Genomic DNA, 24769 nt, shown 5'->3' on the forward strand with positions numbered 1-24769 from the left:
ATATTCCGAAGGCTACATAAATATGTTTTCCAATTTTGAAATATATAAGTTACGAATAAAAATAAAGTAGAGACTATGGATGATAAGAAACCCAAGAATAATCCAAAGGCTTGGAATGACCGATGAAGCACTTAACATATTTTGTAGCGCTTTAAATGCAAAGCTCGCATGAATCACAGCGACGACAAATGGGGTGAAAAATAAAAACCCCAATTGTTGGGTTACAATCTTTTTCATTTCCCGCTGCGTTAACCCAATTCGATACAACGACTTGTAATGGGCAGAATCCTTTTCGATATCTTGAAAAAGTCGAAAATACAAAATCGATCCAGCTGCCAGGAAGAAAAGCACACTTATGAAAATCCCAAAGAAGAAAGCATACGACATGCTGCTTTTCATGGTTGTATAAAATTGAGGCTTAGCATCTACATCTACGTTCCTAGTGCGTAATTCTCTTGTAAGTGTGTTTAGGTACTCTGCATGGCCTGCCCAATTATTAATTTTGACCCCTGTATAATAAATGTAATCCTTTGGTTCTGCAACTTCCAAATACTGTTGATAGATATCATCCGACACAACGACCTTCGTGTAAGCAAAGGAGCTGGCATTTACCAATGGGTGTTTTGGAAATTTAACGTCAAATCGTTCCGTCTTTCCATTTAATGAAATCGTGATAGACTCTGGCTGATCCATGAATTCGGACACAATGGAAGGATTCGAAAGAAGGACCTTTTGCTTTGGTAATGGTTCATGAATCCCCTGAAGCTTTAAAAACGTCCTGTAGTCCGTGTGCGAAATAAGCTGAGCTTGTTCATTCCGAGAAACACGATTACTTTCTGTATCTCCTAATGTTACGAGAAGATTGACCATGGATTCGGAGCGGTAATCTATCGCTGCTTCGTTCATCTCCTGGCGAAATGTCTTTAGAGCTTTTTGGTGGTCATTCACTTGTGCTTCTCCTAGTGTAGCAATGGACAAGTCCTGTGGAATAAAGTTATCCGCTTCATGCTCGGCACCTTTTAGAGTACCGTACATGACACCGGAAGAAGTAAAGGCCACTGCGCTAAGAATCGTAACAAGAAATAGAAGTCTAGCATTATCTTTTAATTTATACACAAGCTGAGAGATGGTTAGCATGTTCGTATTGCGAAAATAGAGCCTGCGCTTTTTTTTAAACAGATAGGTTAGTGCAATAAGTGCTTGTGTAAATAAAAAATAAGTGCCAGGTACGATGAGAAGTAGGATGGTTCCCATTCGTTGTGGAATCGTAATAAGACTAGCAGTGAAAGCAAGGTAATACGCGTAACCAACTAAGCCTAAAGCGAACAAGGTTAATAGCCATGAAAACCTCGGTTGTTTTTTTGGAGCCATAGCCCCTCGAAATAGTTCAATAATTGAGTTTGTCCGTATTGTCCAGACGACCATTAATGAATTTAACTCAAACATAATGAAATAACATAATGCAGTAGTCCCTGCAGCCAGCCAGGAAAAGTGAAAGGAGAAAGGTTCACTCACTTCCATGACCTCCGCAAAGACCATCAAAAAAATTTTAGAAAGTAAGGCACCCAGTGTGATTCCGCCTAGAATCGAACCGATTCCAATGATCGTATTTTCTGCGATCAGCATTCGATTTAACTGGCCTTTAGTAATACCAAGGGTGGTCAATAGTCCGTACTCTTTTTTACGAGACTTCATAAAGCTACCTGTGGAGTATAGGACAAACAAAAACGAAAACCCATATATCAAAACTTCCGTGAAAAGGACCCCTTGCGCAATTGTCTCGTTTTCCGCTCTAATTTCAGGGTGAAAAGCAAGCATCAAATACATGAAAAAAACGGTCACCGAAAATAGACAGCTCAAAAAATAGCTAATGTACTGATTCGTATTCCGCTTGACGTTGTTAAAAACGAATTGACGAAAAGTCATGCTGATCACCCCCTAGTAGGGATTGTACGTTTAAAATGTCTTGGAAAAAGCTTTGGCGATTATCTCCCCGATACATCTCGTTATACAGCTTGCCGTCTTTAATAAAGACAACCCGTTGACAGAAACTGGCGGCAAAGGGATCATGAGTAACCATGAGTGTCGTTGTTTTCTGTTCCTGATGGAGGCGGTGAAACGCGTCCATCACTTGCAAAGAAGCTTTAGAGTCCAGATTCCCAGTAGGTTCATCTGCGAAAATAATCGACGGCTCATGAATAATAGCCCGGGCAATGGCTGCACGCTGGAGCTGACCACCGGACACTTCGTACACCCGTTTTTGGATGAGTGTATCAATGTTCAACTGCTTCACGACTTGGACGAGCCGATTTTCCATTTCACGGACGCTTACGCCGTTAAGCGTAAGCGGAAGCATAATGTTTTCCCCGATTGTTAGGCTATCGAGCAGGTTGAAGTCTTGGAATACAAAACCCATTTCCTTCCGGCGAAACATCGCTAATTTGTGCTTCTTAAGGGAGGTAACATCCTGTCCATTAATGGAAATATGACCAGACGAAGGCTTATCAATAGTTGATAACAAATGGAGCAACGTTGTTTTCCCGCTTCCAGAAGGCCCCATAATCCCAACGAATTCTCCTTGCTCGATATTCAAGGAAAAATGGTCAATCGCTTTATATTGGATACCTTTCTTGCTCCCATATATTTTCACTAAATTGTTTGCCGATAAAATAGTCATGTTATTGCCTCCAACGTTTACTACTATAAGTATAAAAAGAAACATGTAGATGTCCTATTGATTAAGCTTTCAAAGCAGAAAAGAAACCTTACAATGTTGTAAGGTTTCGGAATGTCAACATCACACGTGTTCCTTTTTCGACTTCAGATGTGACTTGAATCAAATGACCGAGAGCATCGCACACTTCTTTTGCTAAAAATAATCCCATGCCAGTCGACTCTCGGAAGGTTCGCCCATTCTGTCCCGTGAAGAATGGGTCAAAAATGCGAGGCAAATCCTGTTTAGGGATGCCAACGCCTTCATCGATAATGGACAGGTACAATTCCGAACCATCTTGTTGGGCCTCATAACGAATTTTCGTATTAGAGTGAGACGCGTACTTAATCGCGTTTGCGGTAATTTGATTCAAGACAAAGCTTATCCATTTTTGATCGGTGTACACGACAAGGTGTTCCGGAATGTGGACATCAGGATACGTATGGTTTCTTATAAAGCTCGATTTAAACTCTTGAATGTGCTCTGTGACAAGATCGCGTAGCACGTACTTTTCAACATGAAAATCTCGGTCAAACTGCTGTAGACGGGATTGATATAAGACTAGCTCCAATCCGCGTTCAAGCTTATCTAGTTCCTCAGACATACTCTCCAAGGTTGCGTTAGGAAGTGAAGCTCTGTCTTTTTGTAACGTTAAATTCATGACAGATATAGGTGTTTTCATTTGATGGACCCATTGCTGAATGAATGTAAGCTCTCTGTTTTTTCGTACGTCATGCTGTTCTAATTCCGTTTGATAGGATTCGTATTGCTTTTCGTAATGATTTTTAAGACGACGCAATAGCTCATTTGGTGGCTCAGGCAGCCAAGCGTGCTCCTTATTGCGCTCGATGTCCTCTGTGTAATAAGTGCGGAACGTGCGATAACGAATCAGCAAATACACGATTAAAAAGCAAGAAGGCAGGATGAGTAAATAAAGGAGTGTTCCACCATTCATCGGTTGATTAACATTCATTGCGTACAGCTGTGCTACCAAAATAATCAGGAGCACCTGAGAATAGTAAAACAAAATAAACGATAATTGGTCTTTCAAATAACCCTTCATGCTTCCACTCCCCAGTTCGCAACGAACTTATAACCAGCACCACGAACGGTTTGAATGGCATCTACTAAAGAGAGCTCCTCTAACCTTTTTCGCAAACGGGTTACATTCACGCTCAGTGTATTGTCATCGACAAAGCTTTGATCATCCCATAGGATTTCTAACAAATGATTGCGGTGCAATACGTGATTTTCGTTTTGCATAAATTCCTTTAATAAGAGGAATTCTTTTTTGGAAAGCGGTACGGACATTCCGTTATATTCCATTTCCATTGCGTCGATATGTAAAATCAGTCCCGAATGCTCAATATGATTGGCATGCTGCTCGACGGCATATTCCCCATACACTCGTCGCATCAAGCTTTTTACCTTTGCTAAGACTACTTCAAATTCAAACGGCTTTGTTATGTAATCATCGCCACCATTTTCAATCGCCATGACTTGATCCATGCCGCTATCTCGAGCAGATATAAAGATAATCGGGCATTTTGAAATCGTGCGTATTTTACGACACCAATAAAACCCATCATAGCGAGGAAGATTGATATCTAACAGAACGAGCTCCGGTTGAATAGTCTCAAACTCTTCTAAAATAGCACTAAAATCTGTAGCGAGCTGAACATGATAATCATATTTCTCCAAGTATTCTCTTAGCAATTCGGCGATTTTAGGATCATCTTCTACTAAATAAATCCTGTTCATTTGTCATCACCTTTTTTTGTTTATCGTAACCTAATAGAAGGGAAAAAGAAACAAGCTATTAGGAGATGATTCAATCGTGCTTATCACCGTGCTCATTATCATCGGTACCATCCTGTTCATGGGAATCAGCTTATATACCTTTTTACACTTTCATCCAAAAGGATTTTTCTCTCTGGAAATCTTTTATACATTAGCTGTTGTGTACCTCACTGTATTAGTAAGCTTTGCCATTATGTACTTTGCCTTATCCTTTCACGGTGTGATTTTGTTGGAAGGGAATAGTTTAAAGGAAGTTGGAGTCATCGAATCAATGGCACACTCCTTGTATTTTAGTGGGGTAACCTTGCTGACAGTTGGATATGGAGACATCACCCCAGTAGGTTTTGGTCGACTGCTTGCGTTGGCAGAAGCTTTAATTGGATACATATTGCCTGCTGCGTTCTTTTTAAAGGTGTATCAGCACCATTCCACAGGAAAGAAAGACGGCTAAGTTGATTGTTACGGCACAATTCGTTACTCTAAACGTACAGATAAGTTCATTATGGAGGGAAGCAAATCATGACAGTAGAAGTAGGAAAGCAAGCACCAGACTTTGCATTGATATCAAATGAGGGGGAAACCGTTAAGCTCTCAGATTTAAAAGGCAAACACGTTGTATTATATTTTTATCCGAAGGACGATACACCAGGCTGTACAACAGAGGCATGTGATTTCCGTGATAACCATGAAAGCTTTAAAGAATTGGATGCCGTCATTCTAGGTGTTAGCCCAGATTCAGAGGCTAGCCACCAAAAATTCAAAGAAAAGCACGATCTTCCATTCCAGCTGCTCGTGGATGAAGACCATAAAGTAGCAGAAGAGTATGGAGTGTGGAAGCTGAAAAAGAACTTTGGAAAAGAATATATGGGAATTGAGCGTTCTACATTCATCATTGATCAAGACGGTGTCCTTCAGAAAGAATACCGTAAAGTAAAAGTAGATGGTCACGTGAAGGATGCGTTGGAATTTATTAAAGAAAACTTATCATGATGAGAAAGAGGGCATACCATTTCCGGCAGGATTTGGTATGCTTTTTTTAATGAGGGTAGTAGTTGGCATTGGAGAGAGATGGATTGTTCAGAAAATGAAAGCTGCGGATTACTGATAGAACGGAAGTAGTAGTGCAATTTAATTAAACGTTTGATTAATTTTTTCGTAAAATAATGGTTGCGCTTTCATTTTATTGATATAATAGAATGAAGGTGGTTAGAGGAGGTGTGGGGTTGCGTAGACTGTGGAATTGGTTAAGTGTGCCGTCGGTAGATTTAGCTTCCTTAATTTCTCTTCTGATCATTCTCGTTATGGTAAATCTATTGATCATCGTCTTTCCGAAGCCAAATCTAGCCATAGCACTTGGTCTATTTTTTCCTGCTCTTTTTTTGGGGTTACTCTTTTTTAGAATCCTGTACCTCGTTTTTCAACAAATCCTTAAAAGTAAAAACAAGAAGGTTGCGTCTCCTTATTTTTATGGGGGGATGTTCGTGGCAATTATTGCCATGAATGTGCTTAGGGCTTTGTATTTTAAATAAAGAGAATGAAGCGATAACAAAAATTGTCGACAAATTGTATTTATTTGGTATAATGAGAGCCAAATGAGGCGACAACGAAAAGGCAAACTTATCGAAAGGTAAGGACGCAAAGCTAAGGACCTAAAGCATCTATGCCATGGTAGCCTAGCCGCCGAACAGCAGACCTTCGTAAGGTGTGTTCCGATTCGACGGACAGACCTTTTTTTTATGAAAAAATGTAAGGGAGGGAGATTTTTTGCCGATACGTAAACTAATAAGGGATCGACACTATTTTCATCATTTTCAACCTGTCTTTGATTTGCAAGCAGGGAAACGGATAGGGTTTGAGGTACTGCTAAGGGCGGAGGAATATGATAGTCCTGAGCTTGTGTTTTCGGAAGCAAGACATGCCAAAAGGCTTTATGAATTGGATTCGGGGTCCATTCAAAAAGCCATTCAGACCTACATGGATGTAGGATTAGGTGGAAAAGAGGATTATTTGTTTTTAAATGTATTTCCATCCACGATTTTAAATCCAGATTTTCGCTCTTTTCTAAGTGAGATTATGACGGAAACGAACCTGAATAGTCAACTTGTAATTTTTGAGATTTCGGAAACAGAAAGTGTAGAAAATCTCGACATATTTAGAGAACAGATAAATGAATTGAGAAAGCTAGGGTTCCAGTTTGCCATTGATGATGTTGGTAAGGGCTACTCTAACCTTCCTTATATCATTGAGTTGAAGCCGGATTATGTGAAATTGGATCAATATTTTGCAAGAGATATTCAATTTTCGAAAGAAAAACAAAGGATGGTCTCCTATTTCATTCATTACTGTAATGAGCTACATGTTCAACTCGTATTAGAAGGATTAGAAACGACATCAGAGGTAGACACCGCAACATCACTTGGTATTCCACTTGGACAAGGCTTTATCCTAGGTGAACCGAAGCAGATAAAAGAATTGGCGTAGGGTAAAACGTGCATCCATTGGTTGCAATGGTTATCCTGCTACAAACAGCTGTTGTTCTTTTACTATTTATTTTGTTTCTATTCACCCAACGGAAGCTCTCCGAATACGAAGCTATGCATCCTTCATTGGAAGATGTTGAACAGAAAGAGACCATTCGAAAATTTAATGAAAGAGACCATTTTAGACTAGAAATGCTAGACAAAAGCTGTGAAATTCACTTTCTTGATTTTGAAAATAAGCAGCTTGATAGACTAAAATTCAAAACGTTTGACGCAATCCTAGCTAATATTAGCCTAGGTGGAGTAATGTTTGTCTGTCCTTACGATCTTCCCATCAATAAGGACATCTTAATTGAAATTCGATTCTCTATTAAAGGAGAATATTTCGCATTAAAAGCAGAGATTCTGAGAAAAGAAGTACTAAACGGTACTGAAAATAATTTTATTCGTTATGGCTCGCAATTTGTGGATCTCTATTCGGCTGAGAAAGAGCGTCTTCATAATGTATTAAATCAATTATTATTAGAGCGAAGAGAACCAACTGCTTAAGCGGGAGACCGGACGTATGTCCGGTCTTTTTTTATGGTCTTCATAATGTCATTTTTTTAAAGGTAAAGGATGCTAAGACTTTGAATGGTACGGAATAAGTACTCCGCCTCCAGACTGAAATTTCGGATACAAACAGGAAAACATGATAGTCTCCCCGAAAACAAGTATATACATAAAGAAAGGGAGGAATTTGGAGTGAAGGATCCGCGTTTAGCGAAGTTAGCAAAGGTATTAGTGAATCATTCTATTACGGTTCAAGAAGGAGAAAAAGTACACATTGTTGGGACGGTAAATTCCAAACCACTTATTAAAGAATTAATTAACGCAATTTATGAAGCAAAAGGGATTCCGTATGTAGAACTTAGTGATGCGGAGATTCACCGATTACAAGTACAGAGTGCGCCGGAAGAGAGATTTATCTTACAAAACAAATGGAACGTGGAGAGATATAAAGACTTAGATGCCTTCATCCAAATTGTTGGAGAAGAAAACGATGCGGAAATGAGTGAAGTTCCAGCCTCCGTATGGCAAGTAGGGCAGAAGCATTTGAAAGAATCCCATGATTATTTGATTGACCAGAAAAAATGGGTATTGCTCAACTATCCAACTCAAGCTGCTGCTCAAAAAGCGAAGATGAGCTACGATACGTACTTTGATTACTTGATTGATGTATGTACGGTTGATTATAAGAAAATGGAAGAAGCACAACGGCCGTTAAAGGAATTAATGGATAAAACCGACAAAGTGCGAATCACAGCAGAAGGAACCGATTTAACTTTCTCCATTAAAGATATTCCTGCTGTCATGTGTGCGGGAGCACGGAACATTCCAGACGGAGAAGTGTACACCGCTCCGGTAAAAGATAGTGTAAATGGAACGATTACATATAATACACCTTGTCCTTACCAAGGCTTCACGTTCCATGATGTGTCGCTTACGTTTGAAAATGGGAAAATCGTAAAAGCGACTGCAAACAATACAGAAAAGCTTAACGAAATTCTCGACACGGACGAAGGAGCTCGTTATATCGGGGAGTTCGCGCTAGGTTTAAACCCATTAATCACAGAACCGATGGGAGATATCTTATTTGATGAGAAAATTACTGGTAGCCTTCACTTCACCCCAGGGGAAGCATATGATGAAGCACCAAACGGAAACGAATCCTCTGTCCACTGGGATATGGTGTTAATTCAGCGTCCGGAATATGGTGGTGGAGAGATTTATTTCGATGATGTCTTAATTCGAAAAGACGGCTTGTTTGTAATCGATGAATTAAAAGGCCTAAATCCATCTAATTTGAAATAAGTAGGCATTGCTTCTATACAAGAGCGGGGAAGGGGCATATCTTATAGTATGACCCCGACTCAATACCAGTTTTAAGAACCTCCCTTTTTGACAGGCACAAGGACCAGTTCCTTGTGCTTTTTATCATGCTCTAAAACGAGTAATATAGAAGTAGTACAAACTGGGAAGGAGAACGGACATGAACATCCTATCAACGGCCAAATTACCAGAGCAAATTAAGGAAGAACTACTCCATACGTATCCTCGTATGACCTTTCATTTTCACTCCAAAATGGAAGAAGCACTCCCATACCTGAAAGACGCAGAAATTTTATTAACGTATGGTGAAGATTTGAATGAAGAACTCATCGACCAAGCAACAGCACTAAAATGGATTATGGTGTTATCAGCAGGAATGGATGAAATGCCATTTCCGTGTATAAAAGAAAGAAACATTCTCGTAACGAATTCTCGTGGTATCCATCAAATCCCGATGGCAGAGTATGCGATCTCCATGCTGTTACAAGTGAATCGCCAAGCAAAGACATTAATAGAAAATCAAAGGAACCATGTGTGGGATCGTCGCGTGAACATGACCGAGATAAGTGGAAGTACGATGACGATAGTCGGATCTGGGGCAATTGGACAAGAGCTGGCTAGACTAGCAAAAGCGTTTCGAATGAAAACGATTGGGATATCTAGAAGCGGACAGGCAAAGGAATATTTTGATGAGGTGTATCCCTCTACCGAGATTCATAAAGCATTACCAGAAGCGGACTTTGTTGTTTCAATTTTGCCTAGTACGCAAGAGACGCACTATTTTTATCAAACAGAACATTTTCAGCACATGAAGGAATCAGCCATCTTTTTAAATATGGGGCGTGGTGATGCTGTCCGAAGCGAGGTGTTATTGGAGGCGTTGAAGACTGACCAAATTGCTCATGCGGTTTTAGATGTAACCGATCCGGAGCCTTTGCCAACAAATCATCCATTATGGGACCAACCAAATGTAACAATCACTCCACATCTTTCTGGGAAATCGGTACATTACTTGCCGAGAGCCATAGCTATTTTCAAACACAATTTAAACGTATATCTGGACGGTAAAGGTACATACGAAAATGAAATAGATCCAGATCGGGGGTATTAAGTGTGAGAATCTATACGCGTTCGGGCGATAAGGGTACGACTTCACTCCTATATGGAAAACGAGTAGCAAAGCATGATATTCGCGTGGAAGCCTACGGCACATGTGATGAAGCGAACTCCATAATTGGAGTTGCAGTAAGTCATATGCAAGCAGTGGATTTTGATGGAAAGTGTAAATTCATAAAAGCATTGCAGCGAGTGCAAACAATTTTATTTCATGTTGGCTCGGAGTTAGCAACACCTTCGAATAAAGAAGTGTTGTGGAAGCTAACACAAACGCACGTCGAGGAGCTTGAGCAGCAAATCGATGCATGGGATGCTTCCTTACCAGAATTAAAAAACTTTATCCTGCCATCTGGTACGTTAGCCTCGACGACGTTACACACGGCAAGAACGATAGTACGAAGAGCGGAACGCTGTGCAGTCGCCATTGGCGAGGAAGAAAAGCATAGCCTGGCCATTGCTTATTTAAATCGTTTATCGGATTTTTTATTTGTCGCAGCCCGCTATGTAAACGTGAAAACAGGTGGAACCGAGCTACCCTTAGAGGTGGATTAAGTATATTTCCTAATGGTAATTAATATACTTTTATTGACAGAATGTTTACTAAGCGGTTACACTAATTGTAAGAATTACAAACTAATAATCCGACCAGTGTATAAAAAAACCAAATATAGTAACGAATGTCAATTATGATTACGTAATCAATTAATTAGGTAACTGAAAAAATAATCTGTTATTGAAAGTGAGGTGCATGACGATGTCTGAAATAAAACTACAAGAGGCAGTGGACAGATTGAAGAATTCAGGAGTCAGAATCACACCTCAGCGTCATGCGGTTCTTGAATATCTCTTGAACGCTAAAATCCATCCAACAGCAGACGATATTTACAAAGCATTAGAAGGAAAATTTCCGAACATGAGTGTTGCAACCGTGTATAACAACTTGCGCGTTTTTCGTGAAATTGGCCTAGTAAGAGAATTAACCTATGGGGATTCCTCTAGCCGATTTGATTGTAATACGAGTGATCACTATCATATTATTTGTGATGAGTGCGGCAAGATTGTTGATTTCCATTATCCGAGCTTGGATGAAGTAGAGTCATTAGCGGAAAAGGTAACTGGCTTTGATGTTAGAGACCACCGAATGGAGATTTATGGTACGTGCGCTGATTGTAAGGAAAAGTCTTTAGTGAAGCATTAATAGTATGTGCGAGAGCCTCTTTGTCCGGATAGGATAGAGAGGCTTTTATATATACCATTTGGATACATAATAGAAAGGAATAAAAGAATCTGTCCACGCGTGGACAGATTCTTATTTCTGATTTGCCTTTTTATATTTTTTCGAGTTGTATTTCTCATCAAACTCTTTACCTTCTAAATCTTTATCCATGGTTAATGGCTGTTTACAATGCATGCAGGCATCCACTCGACCAAGCATCTTCGTTGGCTTTTCGCAAGATGGACAGATGATTTGGACGGCCCTTGTCGACAGCATCCCTATCCAAAAGTACACAACGGTACTGAAGACAATCGATAATAATCCTAATATGAAGAATAACAGCATAAGCCATGCCACTTGTTTCACTAACAGTCCGATATACATAATCCCGAATCCGATAAAAATAAGGCTTAAGGCGAATGTACGTATTCTGTTTATTTTGTTAGTATATTGTAATGCCACCGGAAACCCTCCTTGTTTCTTCCATAAAGAAGTATAGCACAATACCATCATTATAATCTTGTCCAAACTGTTACACAATGGAAGAAAGAATCGAGAAAAATTTCCGGATAGAAAAAGGAATTCGCATGATTTTATAGAATTTAGATTTTATCTAATTATTGGGGGATGTATCATGGAAGATTTACTAAGACCCATTTATCAAAAGCGAGCAAGCCAAGCGAACACATTAGGGGTACTGCTGATTGAAAAGAATAAACCAGTTAGTCCGGTAACCGATAACTTTGATGTTATCCTGTTAGTTATTGTCCAAGACCCTGAACAAAAATGGTTCGTGAAGCACTACGAATTTGATGGGAAGACAGCTGCGATGCACGTGGTCGATGAAGATTTGTTGAAAGAATGGATCCAAACAAGTACATACCGTAATGCGGTGGAATGGATTATGAGTGGTGTCACGGTATTTGATCGAAATGAATATGTAGCGAATTTAAAAGAAGAATTGAGCCAATTTCCGCACGAGCAACGAGAATTAAAAATGGCGCTGGAGTTTGCTAAGCTTACGAGAAGCTATAGTGAAGCAAAAGACTTATTCCAAACGGAGCAATACTTAGACGCGTATAGCCGAGTGCTACGTTCTCTTCATTATTTAGCGCGTCTAGCCATTATTGAAAAAGGCTATCACCCAGAAGTTACGGTCTGGAACCAAGTAAAGCGAATTGATTCGGAAGCATACAAGTTATATGAAGAATTGATTAAGAGCGACGAAGAAACGAATAAAAAAGTCGAGCTTATGCTGTTAGCGGTAGAAGTAGCAACGAGCTCCAGAGCAAGAACATGTGCAAAGCATCTGTTGGATGTAATGGCTACGAAAGAAGAAGCATGGTCGTTCGGAGAATTAAAAGTACACCCAGATCTCGAGCCGTATGCCCTTGACTTAAGTTCAAAGGTTGCTTACTTAACGGAAAAAGGTATTCTTGCAGTAGAATTAGAAGAAACAAAAGGACGAGACATCTTCCAACGGAAATACTACGTAAAGAAGTAAAGGAATCCGTCACATCATCTAAATAGCTTCATACGATAAAAGGGTGAGCGTTAGGCTTCACTCTTTTTCTTATCTGCTCATAATGGAATGATTTAACTCTTTACCTTCCTATTCATTCTGTGATAGGATAACTATCCAGGCGCAATGAGCCTCTGGTGAAAACGAAAGAGAAAATGATTTAAAAAAGTTATTGACTTTCGATTTTGGAACATGATATATTAATAAGCGTCGCTTGAGAGGAAAGACACTTTGATGGGAAAAACATCATCAAAAAAGATGTTGACTTCGATGACGCGACATGATATATTAATTGAGTCGCCATTTTGAAAGGTGAACATAATTTTGATCCTTGAAAACTGAACAAAACAACCAGTATGTTAAGTAAGATTTTAGCTAGCTTTATTATTGAGCAAGCAAACACCAATGAGACAGCTTAAGTTCGCGACGTCCTGTCGCAACAGCTGCATGAGCACATCCGTGTGCGTCATCTATTGGAGAGTTTGATCTTGGCTCAGGACGAACGCTGGCGGCGTGCCTAATACATGCAAGTCGAGCGCGGGAAGCTATCTGACCCCTTCGGGGTGACGATAGTGGAACGAGCGGCGGACGGGTGAGTAACACGTGGGTAACCTGCCTATGAGACTGGGATAACTCCGGGAAACCGGGGCTAATACCGGATAACACTTTTTCCTGCATGGGAGAAAGTTGAAAGGCGGCTTTTGCTGTCACTTATAGATGGACCCGCGGCGCATTAGCTAGTTGGTAGGGTAACGGCCTACCAAGGCAACGATGCGTAGCCGACCTGAGAGGGTGATCGGCCACACTGGGACTGAGACACGGCCCAGACTCCTACGGGAGGCAGCAGTAGGGAATCTTCCGCAATGGACGAAAGTCTGACGGAGCAACGCCGCGTGAACGATGAAGGTTTTCGGATCGTAAAGTTCTGTTGTTAGGGAAGAACACGTACAAGAGTAACTGCTTGTACCTTGACGGTACCTAACGAGAAAGCCCCGGCTAACTACGTGCCAGCAGCCGCGGTAATACGTAGGGGGCAAGCGTTGTCCGGAATTATTGGGCGTAAAGCGCGCGCAGGCGGTTCCTTAAGTCTGATGTGAAAGCCCACGGCTTAACCGTGGAGGGTCATTGGAAACTGGGGAACTTGAGTGCAGAAGAGGAGAGTGGAATTCCACGTGTAGCGGTGAAATGCGTAGAGATGTGGAGGAACACCAGTGGCGAAGGCTCTCTGGTCTGTAACTGACGCTGAGGCGCGAAAGCGTGGGGAGCGAACAGGATTAGATACCCTGGTAGTCCACGCCGTAAACGATGAGTGCTAGGTGTTAGGGGGTTTCCGCCCCTTAGTGCTGAAGTTAACGCATTAAGCACTCCGCCTGGGGAGTACGGCCGCAAGGCTGAAACTCAAAAGAATTGACGGGGGCCCGCACAAGCGGTGGAGCATGTGGTTTAATTCGAAGCAACGCGAAGAACCTTACCAGGTCTTGACATCCTCTGACAACCCTAGAGATAGGGCGTTCCCTTCGGGGACAGAGTGACAGGTGGTGCATGGTTGTCGTCAGCTCGTGTCGTGAGATGTTGGGTTAAGTCCCGCAACGAGCGCAACCCTTGAGCTTAGTTGCCAGCATTTAGTTGGGCACTCTAAGGTGACTGCCGGTGACAAACCGGAGGAAGGTGGGGATGACGTCAAATCATCATGCCCCTTATGACCTGGGCTACACACGTGCTACAATGGATGGTACAAAGGGCAGCGAAGCCGCGAGGTGAAGCAAATCCCATAAAACCATTCTCAGTTCGGATTGTAGGCTGCAACTCGCCTACATGAAGCCGGAATCGCTAGTAATCGCGGATCAGCATGCCGCGGTGAATACGTTCCCGGGCCTTGTACACACCGCCCGTCACACCACGAGAGTTGGCAACACCCGAAGTCGGTGAGGTAACCTTTTAGGAGCCAGCCGCCGAAGGTGGGGCCAATGATTGGGGTGAAGTCGTAACAAGGTAGCCGTATCGGAAGGTGCGGCTGGATCACCTCCTTTCTAAGGAAAGATAACGGAAACCAGCTCTTCGGAGCTGGTCAGAGAGACATACTTGGTTGTTTGGTTCAGTTTTGAGGGATTAAAACCCTTTAATGAACTTCTGTTAAAACCGTCACGTCCTGTGACAACACAGAAGTCACCACGTCATGTGGAAGTTGTACCTTGAAAACTAGATAAGAGTAAACAAGACATCAATTTTAGTAAAGACCACGTCTTTTCACAGACTATTAGTTAAGTGAAGAAGGGCGCACGGTGGATGCCTTGGCACTAGGAGCCGAAGAAGGACGGGACGAACACCGATATGTCTCGGGGAGCCGTACGTAGGCGTTGATCCGGGAATTTCCGAATGGGGAAACCCACTGCTCGTAATGGAGTAGTACCTATATTTGAATCCATAGGATATAGGAGGCAGACCTGGGGAACTGAAACATCTTAGTACCCAGAGGAAGAGAAAGCAAATGCGATTTCCTGAGTAGCGGCGAGCGAAACGGAAACAGCCCAAACCAGAAAGCTTGCTTTCTGGGGTTGTAGGACACTCTATACGGAGTTACAAAGAAATAGTGTAGACGAATCGATCTGGAACGATCAGCCGAAGAAGGTAAGAGCCCTGTAATCGAAAGACTGTTTCCTCCAGAGTGGATCCTGAGTACGGCGGAACACGTGAAATTCCGTCGGAATCCGGGAGGACCATCTCCCAAGGCTAAATACTCCCTAGTGACCGATAGTGAACCAGTACCGTGAGGGAAAGGTGAAAAGCACCCCGGGAGGGGAGTGAAAGAGAACCTGAAACCGTGTGCCTACAAGTAGTCGGAGCCCATTAACGGGTGACGGCGTACCTTTTGTAGAATGGACCGGCGAGTTACGATCTCTTGCAAGGTTAAGTCGTATAGACGGAGCCGCAGCGAAAGCGAGTCTGAATAGGGCGTTGTAGTAAGGGGTCGTAGACCCGAAACCGTGTGATCTACCCATGTCCAGGGTGAAGGTCAGGTAACACTGACTGGAGGCCCGAACCCACGCACGTTGAAAAGTGCGGGGATGAGGTGTGGGTAGGGGTGAAATGCCAATCGAACACGGAGATAGCTGGTTCTCTCCGAAATAGCTTTAGGGCTAGCCTCAAGAAATGAGTACTGGAGGTAGAGCACTGATTGGACTAGGGGCCCTCATCGGGTTACCGAATTCAGTCAAACTCCGAATGCCAGCTACTTTATCTTGGGAGTCAGACTATGGGTGATAAGGTTCATAGTCGAAAGGGAAACAGCCCAGACCACCAGCTAAGGTCCCCAAGTATACGTTAAGTGGAAAAGGATGTGGAGTTGCTTAGACAACCAGGATGTTGGCTTAGAAGCAGCCACCATTTAAAGAGTGCGTAATAGCTCACTGGTCGAGTGACTCTGCGCCGAAAATGTACCGGGGCTAAACGTATCACCGAAGCTGTGGATTGTTCTTACGAACAATGGTAGGAGAGCGTTCTAAGTGCAGCGAAGTCAGACCGTAAGGACTGGTGGAGCGCTTAGAAGTGAGAATGCCGGTATGAGTAGCGAAAAAGAAGTGAGAATCTTCTTCACCGAATGCCTAAGGTTTCCTGAGGAAGGCTCGTCCGCTCAGGGTTAGTCAGGACCTAAGCCGAGGCCGAAAGGCGTAGGCGATGGACAACAGGTTGATATTCCTGTACCACCTCCTTTCCGTTTGAACGACGGGGGGACGCAGTAGGATAGGGAAAGCGCGCCGCTGGATGAGCGCGTCCAAGCAGTGAGTGAGTCAGATAGGCAAATCCGTCTGGCAATCACAAGCTGTGATGGGGAGGGAAATATAGTACCGAAGTTCCTGATTTCACACTGCCAAGAAAAGCCTCTAGTGAGGAAAGAGGTGCCTGTACCGCAAACCGACACAGGTAGGCGAGGAGAGAATCCTAAGGTGATCGGGAGAACTCTCGTTAAGGAACTCGGCAAAATGACCCCGTAACTTCGGGAGAAGGGGTGCTTCTTGCATGAGAAGCCGCAGTGAAAAGGCCCAAGCGACTGTTTAGCAAAAACACAGGTCTCTGCGAAGCCGAAAGGCGAAGTATAGGGGCTGACACCTGCCCGGTGCTGGAAGGTTAAGGGGATGCGTTAGCTTCGGCGAAGCGTTGAACCGAAGCCCCAGTAAACGGCGGCCGTAACTATAACGGTCCTAAGGTAGCGAAATTCCTTGTCGGGTAAGTTCCGACCCGCACGAAAGGTGCAACGACTTGGGCACTGTCTCAACGGAGACCCGGTGAAATTATACTATGCGTGAAGATGCGCATTACCCGCGACAGGACGGAAAGACCCGTGGAGCTTTACTGTAGCCTGATATTGAATGTTGGTACAGCTTGTACAGGATAGGTGGGAGCCTGAGAAACCGGAGCGCTAGCTTCGGTGGAGGCGCTGGTGGGATACCACCCTGGCTGTACGGACCTTCTAACCCAGGACCGTGATCCGGTTCGGAGACAGTGTCAGGTGGGCAGTTTGACTGGGGCGGTCGCCTCCCAAAGAGTAACGGAGGCGCCCAAAGGTTCCCTCAGAATGGTTGGAAATCATTCGAAGAGTGTAAAGGCAGAAGGGAGCTTGACTGCGAGACCTACAAGTCGAGCAGGGACGAAAGTCGGGCTTAGTGATCCGGTGGTTCCGCATGGAAGGGCCATCGCTCAACGGATAAAAGCTACCCCGGGGATAACAGGCTTATCTCCCCAAGAGTCCACATCGACGGGGAGGTTTGGCACCTCGATGTCGGCTCATCGCATCCTGGGGCTGTAGTCGGTCCCAAGGGTTGGGCTGTTCGCCCATTAAAGCGGTACGCGAGCTGGGTTCAGAACGTCGTGAGACAGTTCGGTCCCTATCCGTCGTGGGCGTTGGAAGTTTGAGAGGAGCTGTCCTTAGTACGAGAGGACCGGGATGGACACACCGCTGGTGCACCAGTTGTTCCGCCAGGAGCATAGCTGGGTAGCTACGTGTGGAAGGGATAAGTGCTGAAAGCATCTAAGCATGAAGCCCCCCTCAAGATGAGACTTCCCATCATTTCAAATGAGTAAGATCCCTCAGAGACGATGAGGTTGATAGGTTCGAGGTGGAAGCATGGTGACATGTGTAGCTGACGAATACTAATCGATCGAGGACTTAACTAACATCTTTTGATTGTCTATCTCTTATCTAGTTTTTAGGGTATAACTTTTAAGAGTTTCTCCCTATAAACTATTGATTTTTTCGTGAAAACAGATATAATATTTGTTGTCACTAAAAAATATTCCAATCGGAGTTTTAAGGTCTAGTGGTAATAGCGACGAGCAAAGCTTCCACCGAATAGACTTCGAGTAACCCCGAAGCATTCTACATCTTGATTAAGCTAGTAGATGCAGGGCTCCAACCAGATAGTTTTAAGGTCTAGTGATGATAGCGAAGAGGTCACACCTGTTCCCATGCCGAACACAGAAGTTAAGCTCTTCAGCGCCCATGGTAGTTGGGGCATTGCCCCTGCGAGAGTAGGACGTCGCTAGGCTTATATCATCCATTCCACAGTAGCTCAGTGGTAGAGCAATCGGCTGTTAACCGATCGGTCGTAGGTTCGAATCCTACCTGTGGAGCCATATGGAGAGCTGTCCGAGCTGGCCGAAGGAGCACGATTGGAAATCGTGTAAACCGCTAACCGCGGTTTCGAGGGTTCGAATCCCTCGCTCTCCGCCATCTACATAGCTCATGTACTTATGGCCCGTTGGTCAAGTGGTTAAGACACCGCCCTTTCACGGCGGTAACACGGGTTCGAATCCCGTACGGGTCACCATTAATAGATAGAACCCAGTTCAAAGCTAGAAGGATAAAGGAAGGCATGTTAAGTACGCAACGTCCTGTTGCAACACATGCACTTGCACATCCTGTGCTGCGGAGGATTAGCTCAGCTGGGAGAGCACCTGCCTTACAAGCAGGGGGTCGCAGGTTCGAGCCCTGCATCCTCCACCATTTCTATCACGCAAGTGATAGAATATAATGAACAATATTAAATACTTTTATCATCGCGGGGTGGAGCAACGAGCAAAACTTCCACCGAATAAACTGCGAGTAACCCCGAAGCATTAATCATCTTCGAATAGGCTTGAAGATGCAGGGGTTCGAACATTTGGTTTAAATCCAAACATTGCTCATGAACAATATTAAATACTTTTTATCATCGCGGGGTGGAGCAGTCTGGTAGCTCGTCGGGCTCATAACCCGAAGGTCGTAGGTTCAAATCCTGCCCCCGCAACCAAATTATTTATCCTAACTGCGTCGATTAACTTCTTAGCAAGGATAAAATCAGTAGTGCCCGGAAGGGTGCAACCAATCATTTTTCCTTATATGGTCCGGTAGTTCAGTTGGTTAGAATGCCTGCCTGTCACGCAGGAGGTCGCGGGTTCGAGTCCCGTCCGGACCGCCACTTACATAGCAAAATGTTTGTTATTTCATATCATAACTTATGGCTCGGTAGCTCAGTCGGTAGAGCAACGGACTGAAAATCCGTGTGTCGGCGGTTCGATTCCGTCCCGAGCCACCACTTTTTATGTGGAGGGATAGCGAAGTTGGCCAAACGCGGCGGACTGTAAATCCGCTCCCATCGGGTTCGTAGGTTCGAGTCCTACTCCCTCCACCATTTTAATTTCTTTCTTTTAGGGGCATAGTTTAACGGTAGAACAGAGGTCTCCAAAACCTCCGGTGTGGGTTCGATTCCTACTGCCCCTGTTCTACATGGCGATCGTGGCGAAGTGGTTAACGCACCGGATTGTGGTTCCGGCACGCGTGGGTTCGATTCCCACCGGTCGCCCCTTTTTTAAATGATACATTGTTGGGCTATAGCCAAGCGGTAAGGCAACGGTTTTTGGTACCGTCATGCGCTGGTTCGAATCCAGCTAGCCCAGCCATTTTTTGCGGAAGTAGTTCAGTGGTAGAACACCACCTTGCCAAGGTGGGGGTCGCGGGTTCGAATCCCGTCTTCCGCTCCATTCGCATATATGGCGGTATAGCCAAGTGGTAAGGCAGAGGTCTGCAAAACCTTTATCACCGGTTCAAATCCGGTTACCGCCTCCATAACATGCCGGTGTGGCGGAATTGGCAGACGCGCACGACTCAAAATCGTGTTCCTTCTGGAGTGTCGGTTCGACCCCGACCACCGGTATTTATAAACCTAGTAATACCAAGACTTCAACGACAATGTTGGGGTCTTTTTTTATTTGCGTATAACACGACAAAAATAAGTGAAAATCGTGTGCCTCGAATCGTGTGCACTAGGAGGTTATTTGTTGTGAAAAGACGTAAAGAATTAACAGAAGAAGAATTAAAAATTATTAAGAAAACGATCAATGATGACGAAGCATTTGAAAAGTTTTTTAGAAACTGCTATCTAAAGAATTTAAGACCAGCCACAGTTGAATATTATAAAAATGAATTTCATGGTGCAAAGAAATTTATCACCAAACAATTAGTTGAATGTCAGCAAAGAGACATTGAAGAACTAATCCTTCAAAGTAAAAAGCTTATGAAAGTGACAACCATAAACACCCGTTTACGAGCACTTCGATCTTTTTACAATTACCTTCATAAAAATAAGCTTATCGAAACAAATCCAATGAAAAATATTAAGCTGCTAAGAGACAGACAGAAGGCTATTGAAACATTAGATAATAAAGAAATAGAACGACTAATAAAAACCATTAGGAAACAGAAATCATTTGTTTCTTTTCGTGATGAAGTAATATTGCTTGTTTTCCTTGATACTGGAGTAAGACTTTCTGAACTAGTTGGAATTGATGTTGAAGATATTAGGGAGAACAAAATAATAATTAGAAGAACGAAAAACCTATTCGAAAGAACGGTTTACTTGTCAGAAATTACACAAGAACAATTAAGAAGATACATAGCAATTCGGGGAGATGTTAAGACGAAAAGATTGTTCATCAATCATGATAACAATGAGTTAAAGCCACACAGCATTCAAACTCAATTTACAAAGTACGGTAAAAAGGCAAATATCAATAAGAGGGTCAGTCCGCATACATTTAGGCATACAATGGCTAAGCGTATGATTATGGCTGGTGTAGATGCTTTTACTCTAATGACTATTCTTGGTCACAGTGATATGACTATTACTAAAAGATATGTAAATCTCTGGGGTCCAGATATTGAACAAAAGCATAAACAGTATGGTGCTTTAAAGGGATTGAAACTTTAGTTTTACGAATATGTGTTCGCTATATATAATAAATAAAGAGAGTGGCGAAGATTAGGACCCTTTCCACTCTCAAAATCAAATACCAACAGAAGTTAGACCTCTGCTAATTAATGTTAGCATGTCTTCTTTTGTTGTGTCAAAAGGAGAATGCACATGAAATTAACATCATTGCTAAGTGGTAACGGATTTGTGATGTATAACAAAGAGTTAGCTCGTGAAGTTACAGCAAATTCGGCAATAGTTTTCGGTCAACTGTGTTCAAGCTATGAAAGTTTCGATAGCAAAGATATGTTGACTCGAATTGGGAGTAAAGAATATTTCTTTTTAACAAGTGAAACTATCCAAGAGGAAACCTCAATTACTTATCGACAGCAACGAAAAGCAATAAAAGAATTAGAAGAAACTGGTTACATTGAAACTAAAGTTATGGGAATGCCTTCGAGAAAATATTTTCACATAACCGATAAATTAACTAAAAATTTAATTGAAACATCAAGGACTGACAAAATGTCAGACCTGGGAACTGATAGACCCCCTACTAGCTCTATACCAGATGAACAAAATGTCATTTCTAGGAGTGACAAAATGTCAACCCAAGGATTGACAAAAGAGCAAAGCATGCCTGAACAAAATGTCCTACTAAAAATAAATAATAAAAAAGAACAATATAAAGATAACAATAAAAATAATCTTGTTAACAAGGAAACAGTTAACAAAGATGAAATAATTCATAAATTAACCAATGAATATCGAATAAAAGGTCTAAGCAAAGAAGTTTGTTTACGAGTTATTGATGAAGTAATGCAGAACATAGATGAAATTGAAAACTTCGGTGGTTATCTGAGAACTTGCCTTGATAATACACTTTACAAAAGCAAAGTTCGAAAAGGTGAAATCAATCCTTATGAAAGAATGAGAGAGCGGTTAAAGAATTCGGACCTACCGTATTTTGATTGGTTAAATAGTGATGATGAAGATGAGTTACCATATTAATAATTAAATAGAATAGTCATATATGGCTCTAGGACAGCTCGTAATGGAATTTTGTGATGAGATTATTTATATTATCTCATCATTGTTATCCATATGGCTCAATTTATGGCCTTTTAAATGAGAGGGGAAAATAGAATGACTAATAGACAAGCAATAGGATATATGATGTTAGCTGCAAAAGAAATTGGTTTAGATAAAGAAACACTAAAGAAATTATTCGGTGCTATGTATTGGCAGTTTGATATGAAAACAGAAGGTGAAGCAGAAGAACAAGGTTTTGACTACTACTATAAATTGGAAGAATAATTTGATTTACACTTTTAGCAGAGACCATATAATAACTCCATAAATTAAAACAAATTGTGGGGGAATTATAAATGACAAAAACAACTACTATTCAAATCTCTGTGTATGATTACAATACTATGGAAGAACTTATTTATGAAACTCAAATTGGCAGTATTGAAGAGTTGATCGCCTTATCCTATCGATACGACAAGAGTGTAAAGTATAAGAAACCGACTGATAAAAATTGGTATTATTGCAGGACGATGATAAAACGACTATTTAAGAAAGAACTTAATTCAAAGAATAATGAAGTAAAACTTGTAACTACTAACGACCTAAATAAAGTTTTGGAAGAACGGTTTCAGGCGAAGCTAGAGAAAAAACGGGAACAAGAACAACGAGACCTTGAACAAATTATATTAGATTATGATTGCCATAGAAAAAACATTGATGAAGTAACTCTTGAAAATATTGTATTTTAAAGATCGGGCAATTTAATGCTCGGTCATTTTTTTATCATAAAATCGTTATTTGATGTTTGAATATTTGTCCCAATAAATAAAAAACAGGAAAAAGTTTCAATTTTCATTTACACTTTGATTTTACCGGATAGAATAGCTATGTAATCTGAATATAACGGTTTTTGAAGCTGAGAGTTTTACCAGAAAAAACTCCAAGGTGAGCTGAGCCGACGCAAGATGGAATGAAATCAGCAGTTGATATTTATCTATTTAAATATCTTCGAGAGTGAGTTTTTTCTGACAGTCCTTCTCACTTAAATAAAAAACAACTTGGGGGAGATACAATTATTTTAATAATTGGTTGTAGTGAGGCCAAAAGATAGTGCTACATTTAATTTCCGTTGTCGGCAACTTTTGGTGTATATAGGCTATATAATCTTCTAAAAACAATCTTCGAAATAACTCTTCTAATAACAATTCAATTCAATAATATCAATTTTAAATTTCTTAATGTGAGTGACGTTAGTCACGAACAAGGTTCAATCGCTTGTCGATTGAGCCTAATATAATAAATATAAATCTATCATCTTAAGTATTCTAAAAATAGTTAGTAAATTTAATTTACGTTTTAAATACGCTGGATAGAATTGTATTGTGATAAGCACAACAAATTTATCTGGAGGAATTGATATGGAACAATGGAAAGTTATCAAAAAGCCTTCTGTTACTTTTGAAGTTAGTAACGAAGGAAGAATAAAAGTATTTAATCGTAAAGAAGGAAAATTTAATCTCATTCATGCGTTTTCATATACTGGTGGGCATGAAGGAAATCGCTACCTTGCCACTCATGGTTATTATGTTCATAGGCTTGTAGCTGAAGCATTTATTGGTCCGATTGATGGACTGGAAGTTAACCATAAAAACGGTCGGAAAAAATATAATTATGTATCAAATTTAGAAATTGTTACTCCAAAATATAACCATCAACACTCTTGGAAAACAGGATTAAGGGATAAACAAAAACTTTCAAAAAAAGAGATTGATAGGCGAGAAATAAGAACTGAAATGAGAAGGCTAAACAAACAATGGATTGTATATGATTTAAATTTTAATATTATTAGTCGTCATAATTCCCAAGAAGATGCAGCAAAATCTATCGGCGTCAGCAGACAAACAGCTAATAACTCATTTCGTTTAGGTAGGCCAATAACAAAACAATATTACATTTGTAAACCAGTTCAAGTTGAAGAATTCAAAAAACAAGTTTCAGGAGGAAACTAGAATGTCAGAAAGGAAATTATCTGGTGAAACAGAAATACAAGCATTCGAATATCCTTATGACCATCCAGTTACAGAAGAAATTAAAAGACAGTTTGCACAAATCCAACTAACAAGAAAGATGAAGACTGAGCACAATAAAAATAATCCTAGATGGATCAGTTGGAATGAGTGTGATGGGCTAAGAACATATGGGATATTAGAAGTTCCGTATAACCATAGTCAAGCAGTTTATATCCTTGATAGCAACTTTAATATTATTGATTGGGTTGAAGCAAAATATGAAGTTGGTTATTGGTTAAAGAGTAATTCACCTTTTAAAAAAGGGTTTAGTAGAAGGCTAGTTTATGAATATATCAAAGAACAAAAGTTATATAAGGATAAATATTACTTTGTTACAGTTAAAGAATACAAAGATTTCATCAGATCGAAAAAGTTATAATTTTTTTCAAAAAAATTGCTTAAATAAGCAGTTCTGCAGGTTGTTCAGTTACATTATATTATGAGAGAGGTGAGTCCTCCAAATTCACCTTTATCTTTCAATCATTAATTTTTTCCCTCTTTAGTAGTTGAGTGTATGATTTTTCTTTTGAAGGTTTACGTAAGCTTTTGAATTCATGCTATTGCATGTCTCTGGCGAGTTGGTTACTCCTATGCCAATTCGCCCTCTTCTTACATAAGAATATTTTTTAGTAAATACATAATTAAGTCATGCCTTCGGGTATGGCTTTTTTATTTTGTCTTTAATTGCTTAATTAAGCAAATCAAATATATAGAAAGGAAGAAT

Annotated in this window: 21 protein-coding genes, 14 tRNA genes, 3 rRNA genes and 1 riboswitch; of the genes, 33 read left to right on the plus strand and 5 right to left on the minus strand. The window is 41.3% G+C overall.

The window, feature by feature from the left end:
- Positions 1 to 12: 12 nt before the first annotated feature.
- The 4 genes from FN924_RS03965 to FN924_RS03980 form a co-directional block, all read right to left on the minus strand.
- Positions 13 to 1926 carry an FtsX-like permease family protein gene (locus FN924_RS03965; protein ID WP_143892169.1) on the minus strand — a complete coding sequence of 638 codons (1914 nt, stop codon included), beginning with the start codon at positions 1924 to 1926 and terminating at the stop codon, positions 13 to 15.
- On the minus strand, positions 1901 to 2677 hold the full coding sequence (locus FN924_RS03970) for an ABC transporter ATP-binding protein (RefSeq protein WP_143892170.1): 777 nt from the start codon (positions 2675 to 2677) through the stop codon (positions 1901 to 1903). Before FN924_RS03970 ends, FN924_RS03965 begins: the two co-directional genes overlap by 26 nt.
- A gap of 88 nt (positions 2678 to 2765) precedes the next feature.
- Positions 2766 to 3776, minus strand: coding sequence for a sensor histidine kinase (locus tag FN924_RS03975; RefSeq protein ID WP_143892171.1), 1011 nt, complete (start codon positions 3774 to 3776; stop codon positions 2766 to 2768).
- Positions 3773 to 4474, minus strand: a complete 702-nt coding sequence (locus tag FN924_RS03980) for a response regulator transcription factor (RefSeq protein WP_143892172.1) — start codon at positions 4472 to 4474, stop codon at positions 3773 to 3775. The genes FN924_RS03975 and FN924_RS03980 overlap by 4 nt, the downstream gene beginning before the upstream one ends.
- Positions 4475 to 4550: 76 nt before the next feature.
- Here FN924_RS03980 and FN924_RS03985 point away from each other — a divergent pair, with 76 nt between their 5' ends.
- The 9 genes from FN924_RS03985 to perR all read left to right on the plus strand — a co-directional run bounded on the left by FN924_RS03985 (position 4551) and on the right by perR (position 11179).
- Positions 4551 to 4964 (plus strand): potassium channel family protein, encoded by a 414-nt coding sequence (locus FN924_RS03985; protein WP_228409556.1) that lies wholly within the window; start codon positions 4551 to 4553, stop codon positions 4962 to 4964.
- Between the two features lie 68 nt (positions 4965 to 5032).
- Positions 5033 to 5503, plus strand: a complete 471-nt coding sequence (gene bcp / locus FN924_RS03990; protein WP_143892173.1) for a thioredoxin-dependent thiol peroxidase — start codon at positions 5033 to 5035, stop codon at positions 5501 to 5503.
- A 233-nt stretch (positions 5504 to 5736) separates the two neighbouring features.
- Positions 5737 to 6042 (plus strand): hypothetical protein, encoded by a 306-nt coding sequence (locus FN924_RS03995; RefSeq protein ID WP_143892174.1) that lies wholly within the window; start codon positions 5737 to 5739, stop codon positions 6040 to 6042.
- A 71-nt stretch (positions 6043 to 6113) separates the two neighbouring features.
- Positions 6114 to 6198, plus strand: a riboswitch (cyclic di-GMP riboswitch).
- A gap of 79 nt (positions 6199 to 6277) precedes the next feature.
- Positions 6278 to 6994, plus strand: coding sequence for an EAL domain-containing protein (locus tag FN924_RS04000; RefSeq protein ID WP_143892175.1), 717 nt, complete (start codon positions 6278 to 6280; stop codon positions 6992 to 6994).
- A gap of 8 nt (positions 6995 to 7002) precedes the next feature.
- Positions 7003 to 7542, plus strand: coding sequence for a PilZ domain-containing protein (locus tag FN924_RS04005; protein ID WP_143892176.1), 540 nt, complete (start codon positions 7003 to 7005; stop codon positions 7540 to 7542).
- A 195-nt stretch (positions 7543 to 7737) separates the two neighbouring features.
- Complete coding sequence (locus FN924_RS04010; RefSeq protein WP_143892177.1) at positions 7738 to 8847, plus strand: aminopeptidase; 1110 nt, start codon at positions 7738 to 7740, stop codon at positions 8845 to 8847.
- A 178-nt stretch (positions 8848 to 9025) separates the two neighbouring features.
- Positions 9026 to 9976: a D-2-hydroxyacid dehydrogenase gene (locus FN924_RS04015; RefSeq protein ID WP_143892178.1), complete on the plus strand. Its 951-nt coding sequence runs from the start codon at positions 9026 to 9028 to the stop codon at positions 9974 to 9976.
- A 2-nt stretch (positions 9977 to 9978) separates the two neighbouring features.
- A complete protein-coding gene (locus tag FN924_RS04020) occupies positions 9979 to 10533 on the plus strand; it encodes a cob(I)yrinic acid a,c-diamide adenosyltransferase (RefSeq protein ID WP_143892179.1) in 555 nt (184 codons plus the stop codon).
- Positions 10534 to 10735: 202 nt separating this feature from the next.
- Positions 10736 to 11179, plus strand: a complete 444-nt coding sequence (gene perR, locus FN924_RS04025) for a peroxide-responsive transcriptional repressor PerR (protein WP_143892180.1) — start codon at positions 10736 to 10738, stop codon at positions 11177 to 11179.
- 111 nt (positions 11180 to 11290) lie between these two features.
- On the opposite strand, the gene FN924_RS04030 is transcribed toward perR, so the two are convergent.
- Positions 11291 to 11707 carry a YgzB family protein gene (locus FN924_RS04030; protein WP_143897117.1) on the minus strand — a complete coding sequence of 139 codons (417 nt, stop codon included), beginning with the start codon at positions 11705 to 11707 and terminating at the stop codon, positions 11291 to 11293.
- 124 nt (positions 11708 to 11831) lie between these two features.
- Between FN924_RS04030 and FN924_RS04035 the strand changes: the two genes are divergently transcribed.
- The 24 genes from FN924_RS04035 (at position 11832) to FN924_RS04145 (ending at position 24424) form a co-directional block, all read left to right on the plus strand.
- Positions 11832 to 12701 (plus strand): nucleotidyltransferase-like protein, encoded by an 870-nt coding sequence (locus FN924_RS04035; RefSeq protein ID WP_143892181.1) that lies wholly within the window; start codon positions 11832 to 11834, stop codon positions 12699 to 12701.
- A gap of 488 nt (positions 12702 to 13189) precedes the next feature.
- Positions 13190 to 14749: ribosomal RNA gene (locus tag FN924_RS04040) — 16S ribosomal RNA — on the plus strand.
- Positions 14750 to 14978: 229 nt separating this feature from the next.
- Positions 14979 to 17891 (plus strand): 23S ribosomal RNA (locus FN924_RS04045).
- A 255-nt stretch (positions 17892 to 18146) separates the two neighbouring features.
- A 5S ribosomal RNA gene (rrf, locus tag FN924_RS04050) occupies positions 18147 to 18262 on the plus strand.
- The 16S, 23S and 5S rRNA genes sit together here with 14 tRNA genes alongside, the layout of an rRNA operon.
- A 13-nt stretch (positions 18263 to 18275) precedes the next feature.
- Positions 18276 to 18350 (plus strand) — tRNA-Asn (locus tag FN924_RS04055).
- A gap of 3 nt (positions 18351 to 18353) precedes the next feature.
- Positions 18354 to 18447, plus strand: a tRNA-Ser gene (locus tag FN924_RS04060).
- 22 nt (positions 18448 to 18469) lie between these two features.
- Positions 18470 to 18544 (plus strand) — tRNA-Glu (locus tag FN924_RS04065).
- A 100-nt stretch (positions 18545 to 18644) separates the two neighbouring features.
- Positions 18645 to 18720 (plus strand) — tRNA-Val (locus tag FN924_RS04070).
- Positions 18721 to 18929: 209 nt separating this feature from the next.
- Positions 18930 to 19006 (plus strand) — tRNA-Met (locus tag FN924_RS04075).
- 91 nt (positions 19007 to 19097) lie between these two features.
- Positions 19098 to 19174: transfer RNA gene (locus FN924_RS04080), tRNA-Asp, on the plus strand.
- Between the two features lie 41 nt (positions 19175 to 19215).
- Positions 19216 to 19291 (plus strand) — tRNA-Phe (locus FN924_RS04085).
- 10 nt (positions 19292 to 19301) lie between these two features.
- Positions 19302 to 19387: transfer RNA gene (locus FN924_RS04090), tRNA-Tyr, on the plus strand.
- Between the two features lie 18 nt (positions 19388 to 19405).
- Positions 19406 to 19476 (plus strand) — tRNA-Trp (locus FN924_RS04095).
- A 9-nt stretch (positions 19477 to 19485) separates the two neighbouring features.
- A tRNA-His gene (locus FN924_RS04100) sits at positions 19486 to 19558 on the plus strand.
- A gap of 22 nt (positions 19559 to 19580) precedes the next feature.
- Positions 19581 to 19655, plus strand: a tRNA-Gln gene (locus tag FN924_RS04105).
- Between the two features lie 6 nt (positions 19656 to 19661).
- Positions 19662 to 19736, plus strand: a tRNA-Gly gene (locus FN924_RS04110).
- Positions 19737 to 19747: 11 nt separating this feature from the next.
- A tRNA-Cys gene (locus tag FN924_RS04115) sits at positions 19748 to 19821 on the plus strand.
- Between the two features lie 6 nt (positions 19822 to 19827).
- Positions 19828 to 19909 (plus strand) — tRNA-Leu (locus FN924_RS04120).
- Positions 19910 to 20035: 126 nt separating this feature from the next.
- Complete coding sequence (locus tag FN924_RS04125; protein ID WP_143892182.1) at positions 20036 to 20962, plus strand: tyrosine-type recombinase/integrase; 927 nt, start codon at positions 20036 to 20038, stop codon at positions 20960 to 20962.
- A 153-nt stretch (positions 20963 to 21115) separates the two neighbouring features.
- Complete coding sequence (locus FN924_RS04130) at positions 21116 to 21955, plus strand: hypothetical protein (RefSeq protein ID WP_143892183.1); 840 nt, start codon at positions 21116 to 21118, stop codon at positions 21953 to 21955.
- A 135-nt stretch (positions 21956 to 22090) separates the two neighbouring features.
- Positions 22091 to 22261, plus strand: a complete 171-nt coding sequence (locus tag FN924_RS19065) for a hypothetical protein (protein ID WP_194709686.1) — start codon at positions 22091 to 22093, stop codon at positions 22259 to 22261.
- A 71-nt stretch (positions 22262 to 22332) separates the two neighbouring features.
- Positions 22333 to 22725 (plus strand): hypothetical protein, encoded by a 393-nt coding sequence (locus FN924_RS04135; RefSeq protein WP_143892184.1) that lies wholly within the window; start codon positions 22333 to 22335, stop codon positions 22723 to 22725.
- 669 nt (positions 22726 to 23394) lie between these two features.
- On the plus strand, positions 23395 to 23985 hold the full coding sequence (locus FN924_RS04140) for an HNH endonuclease (protein ID WP_143892185.1): 591 nt from the start codon (positions 23395 to 23397) through the stop codon (positions 23983 to 23985).
- A 1-nt stretch (position 23986) separates the two neighbouring features.
- Positions 23987 to 24424: a hypothetical protein gene (locus FN924_RS04145; protein ID WP_143892186.1), complete on the plus strand. Its 438-nt coding sequence runs from the start codon at positions 23987 to 23989 to the stop codon at positions 24422 to 24424.
- Positions 24425 to 24769 lie beyond the last annotated feature (345 nt).

The sequence above is a fragment of the Radiobacillus deserti genome (genome assembly GCF_007301515.1).
In the GTDB taxonomy this organism is placed as follows: Bacteria; Bacillota; Bacilli; order Bacillales; family Amphibacillaceae; genus Radiobacillus; species Radiobacillus deserti.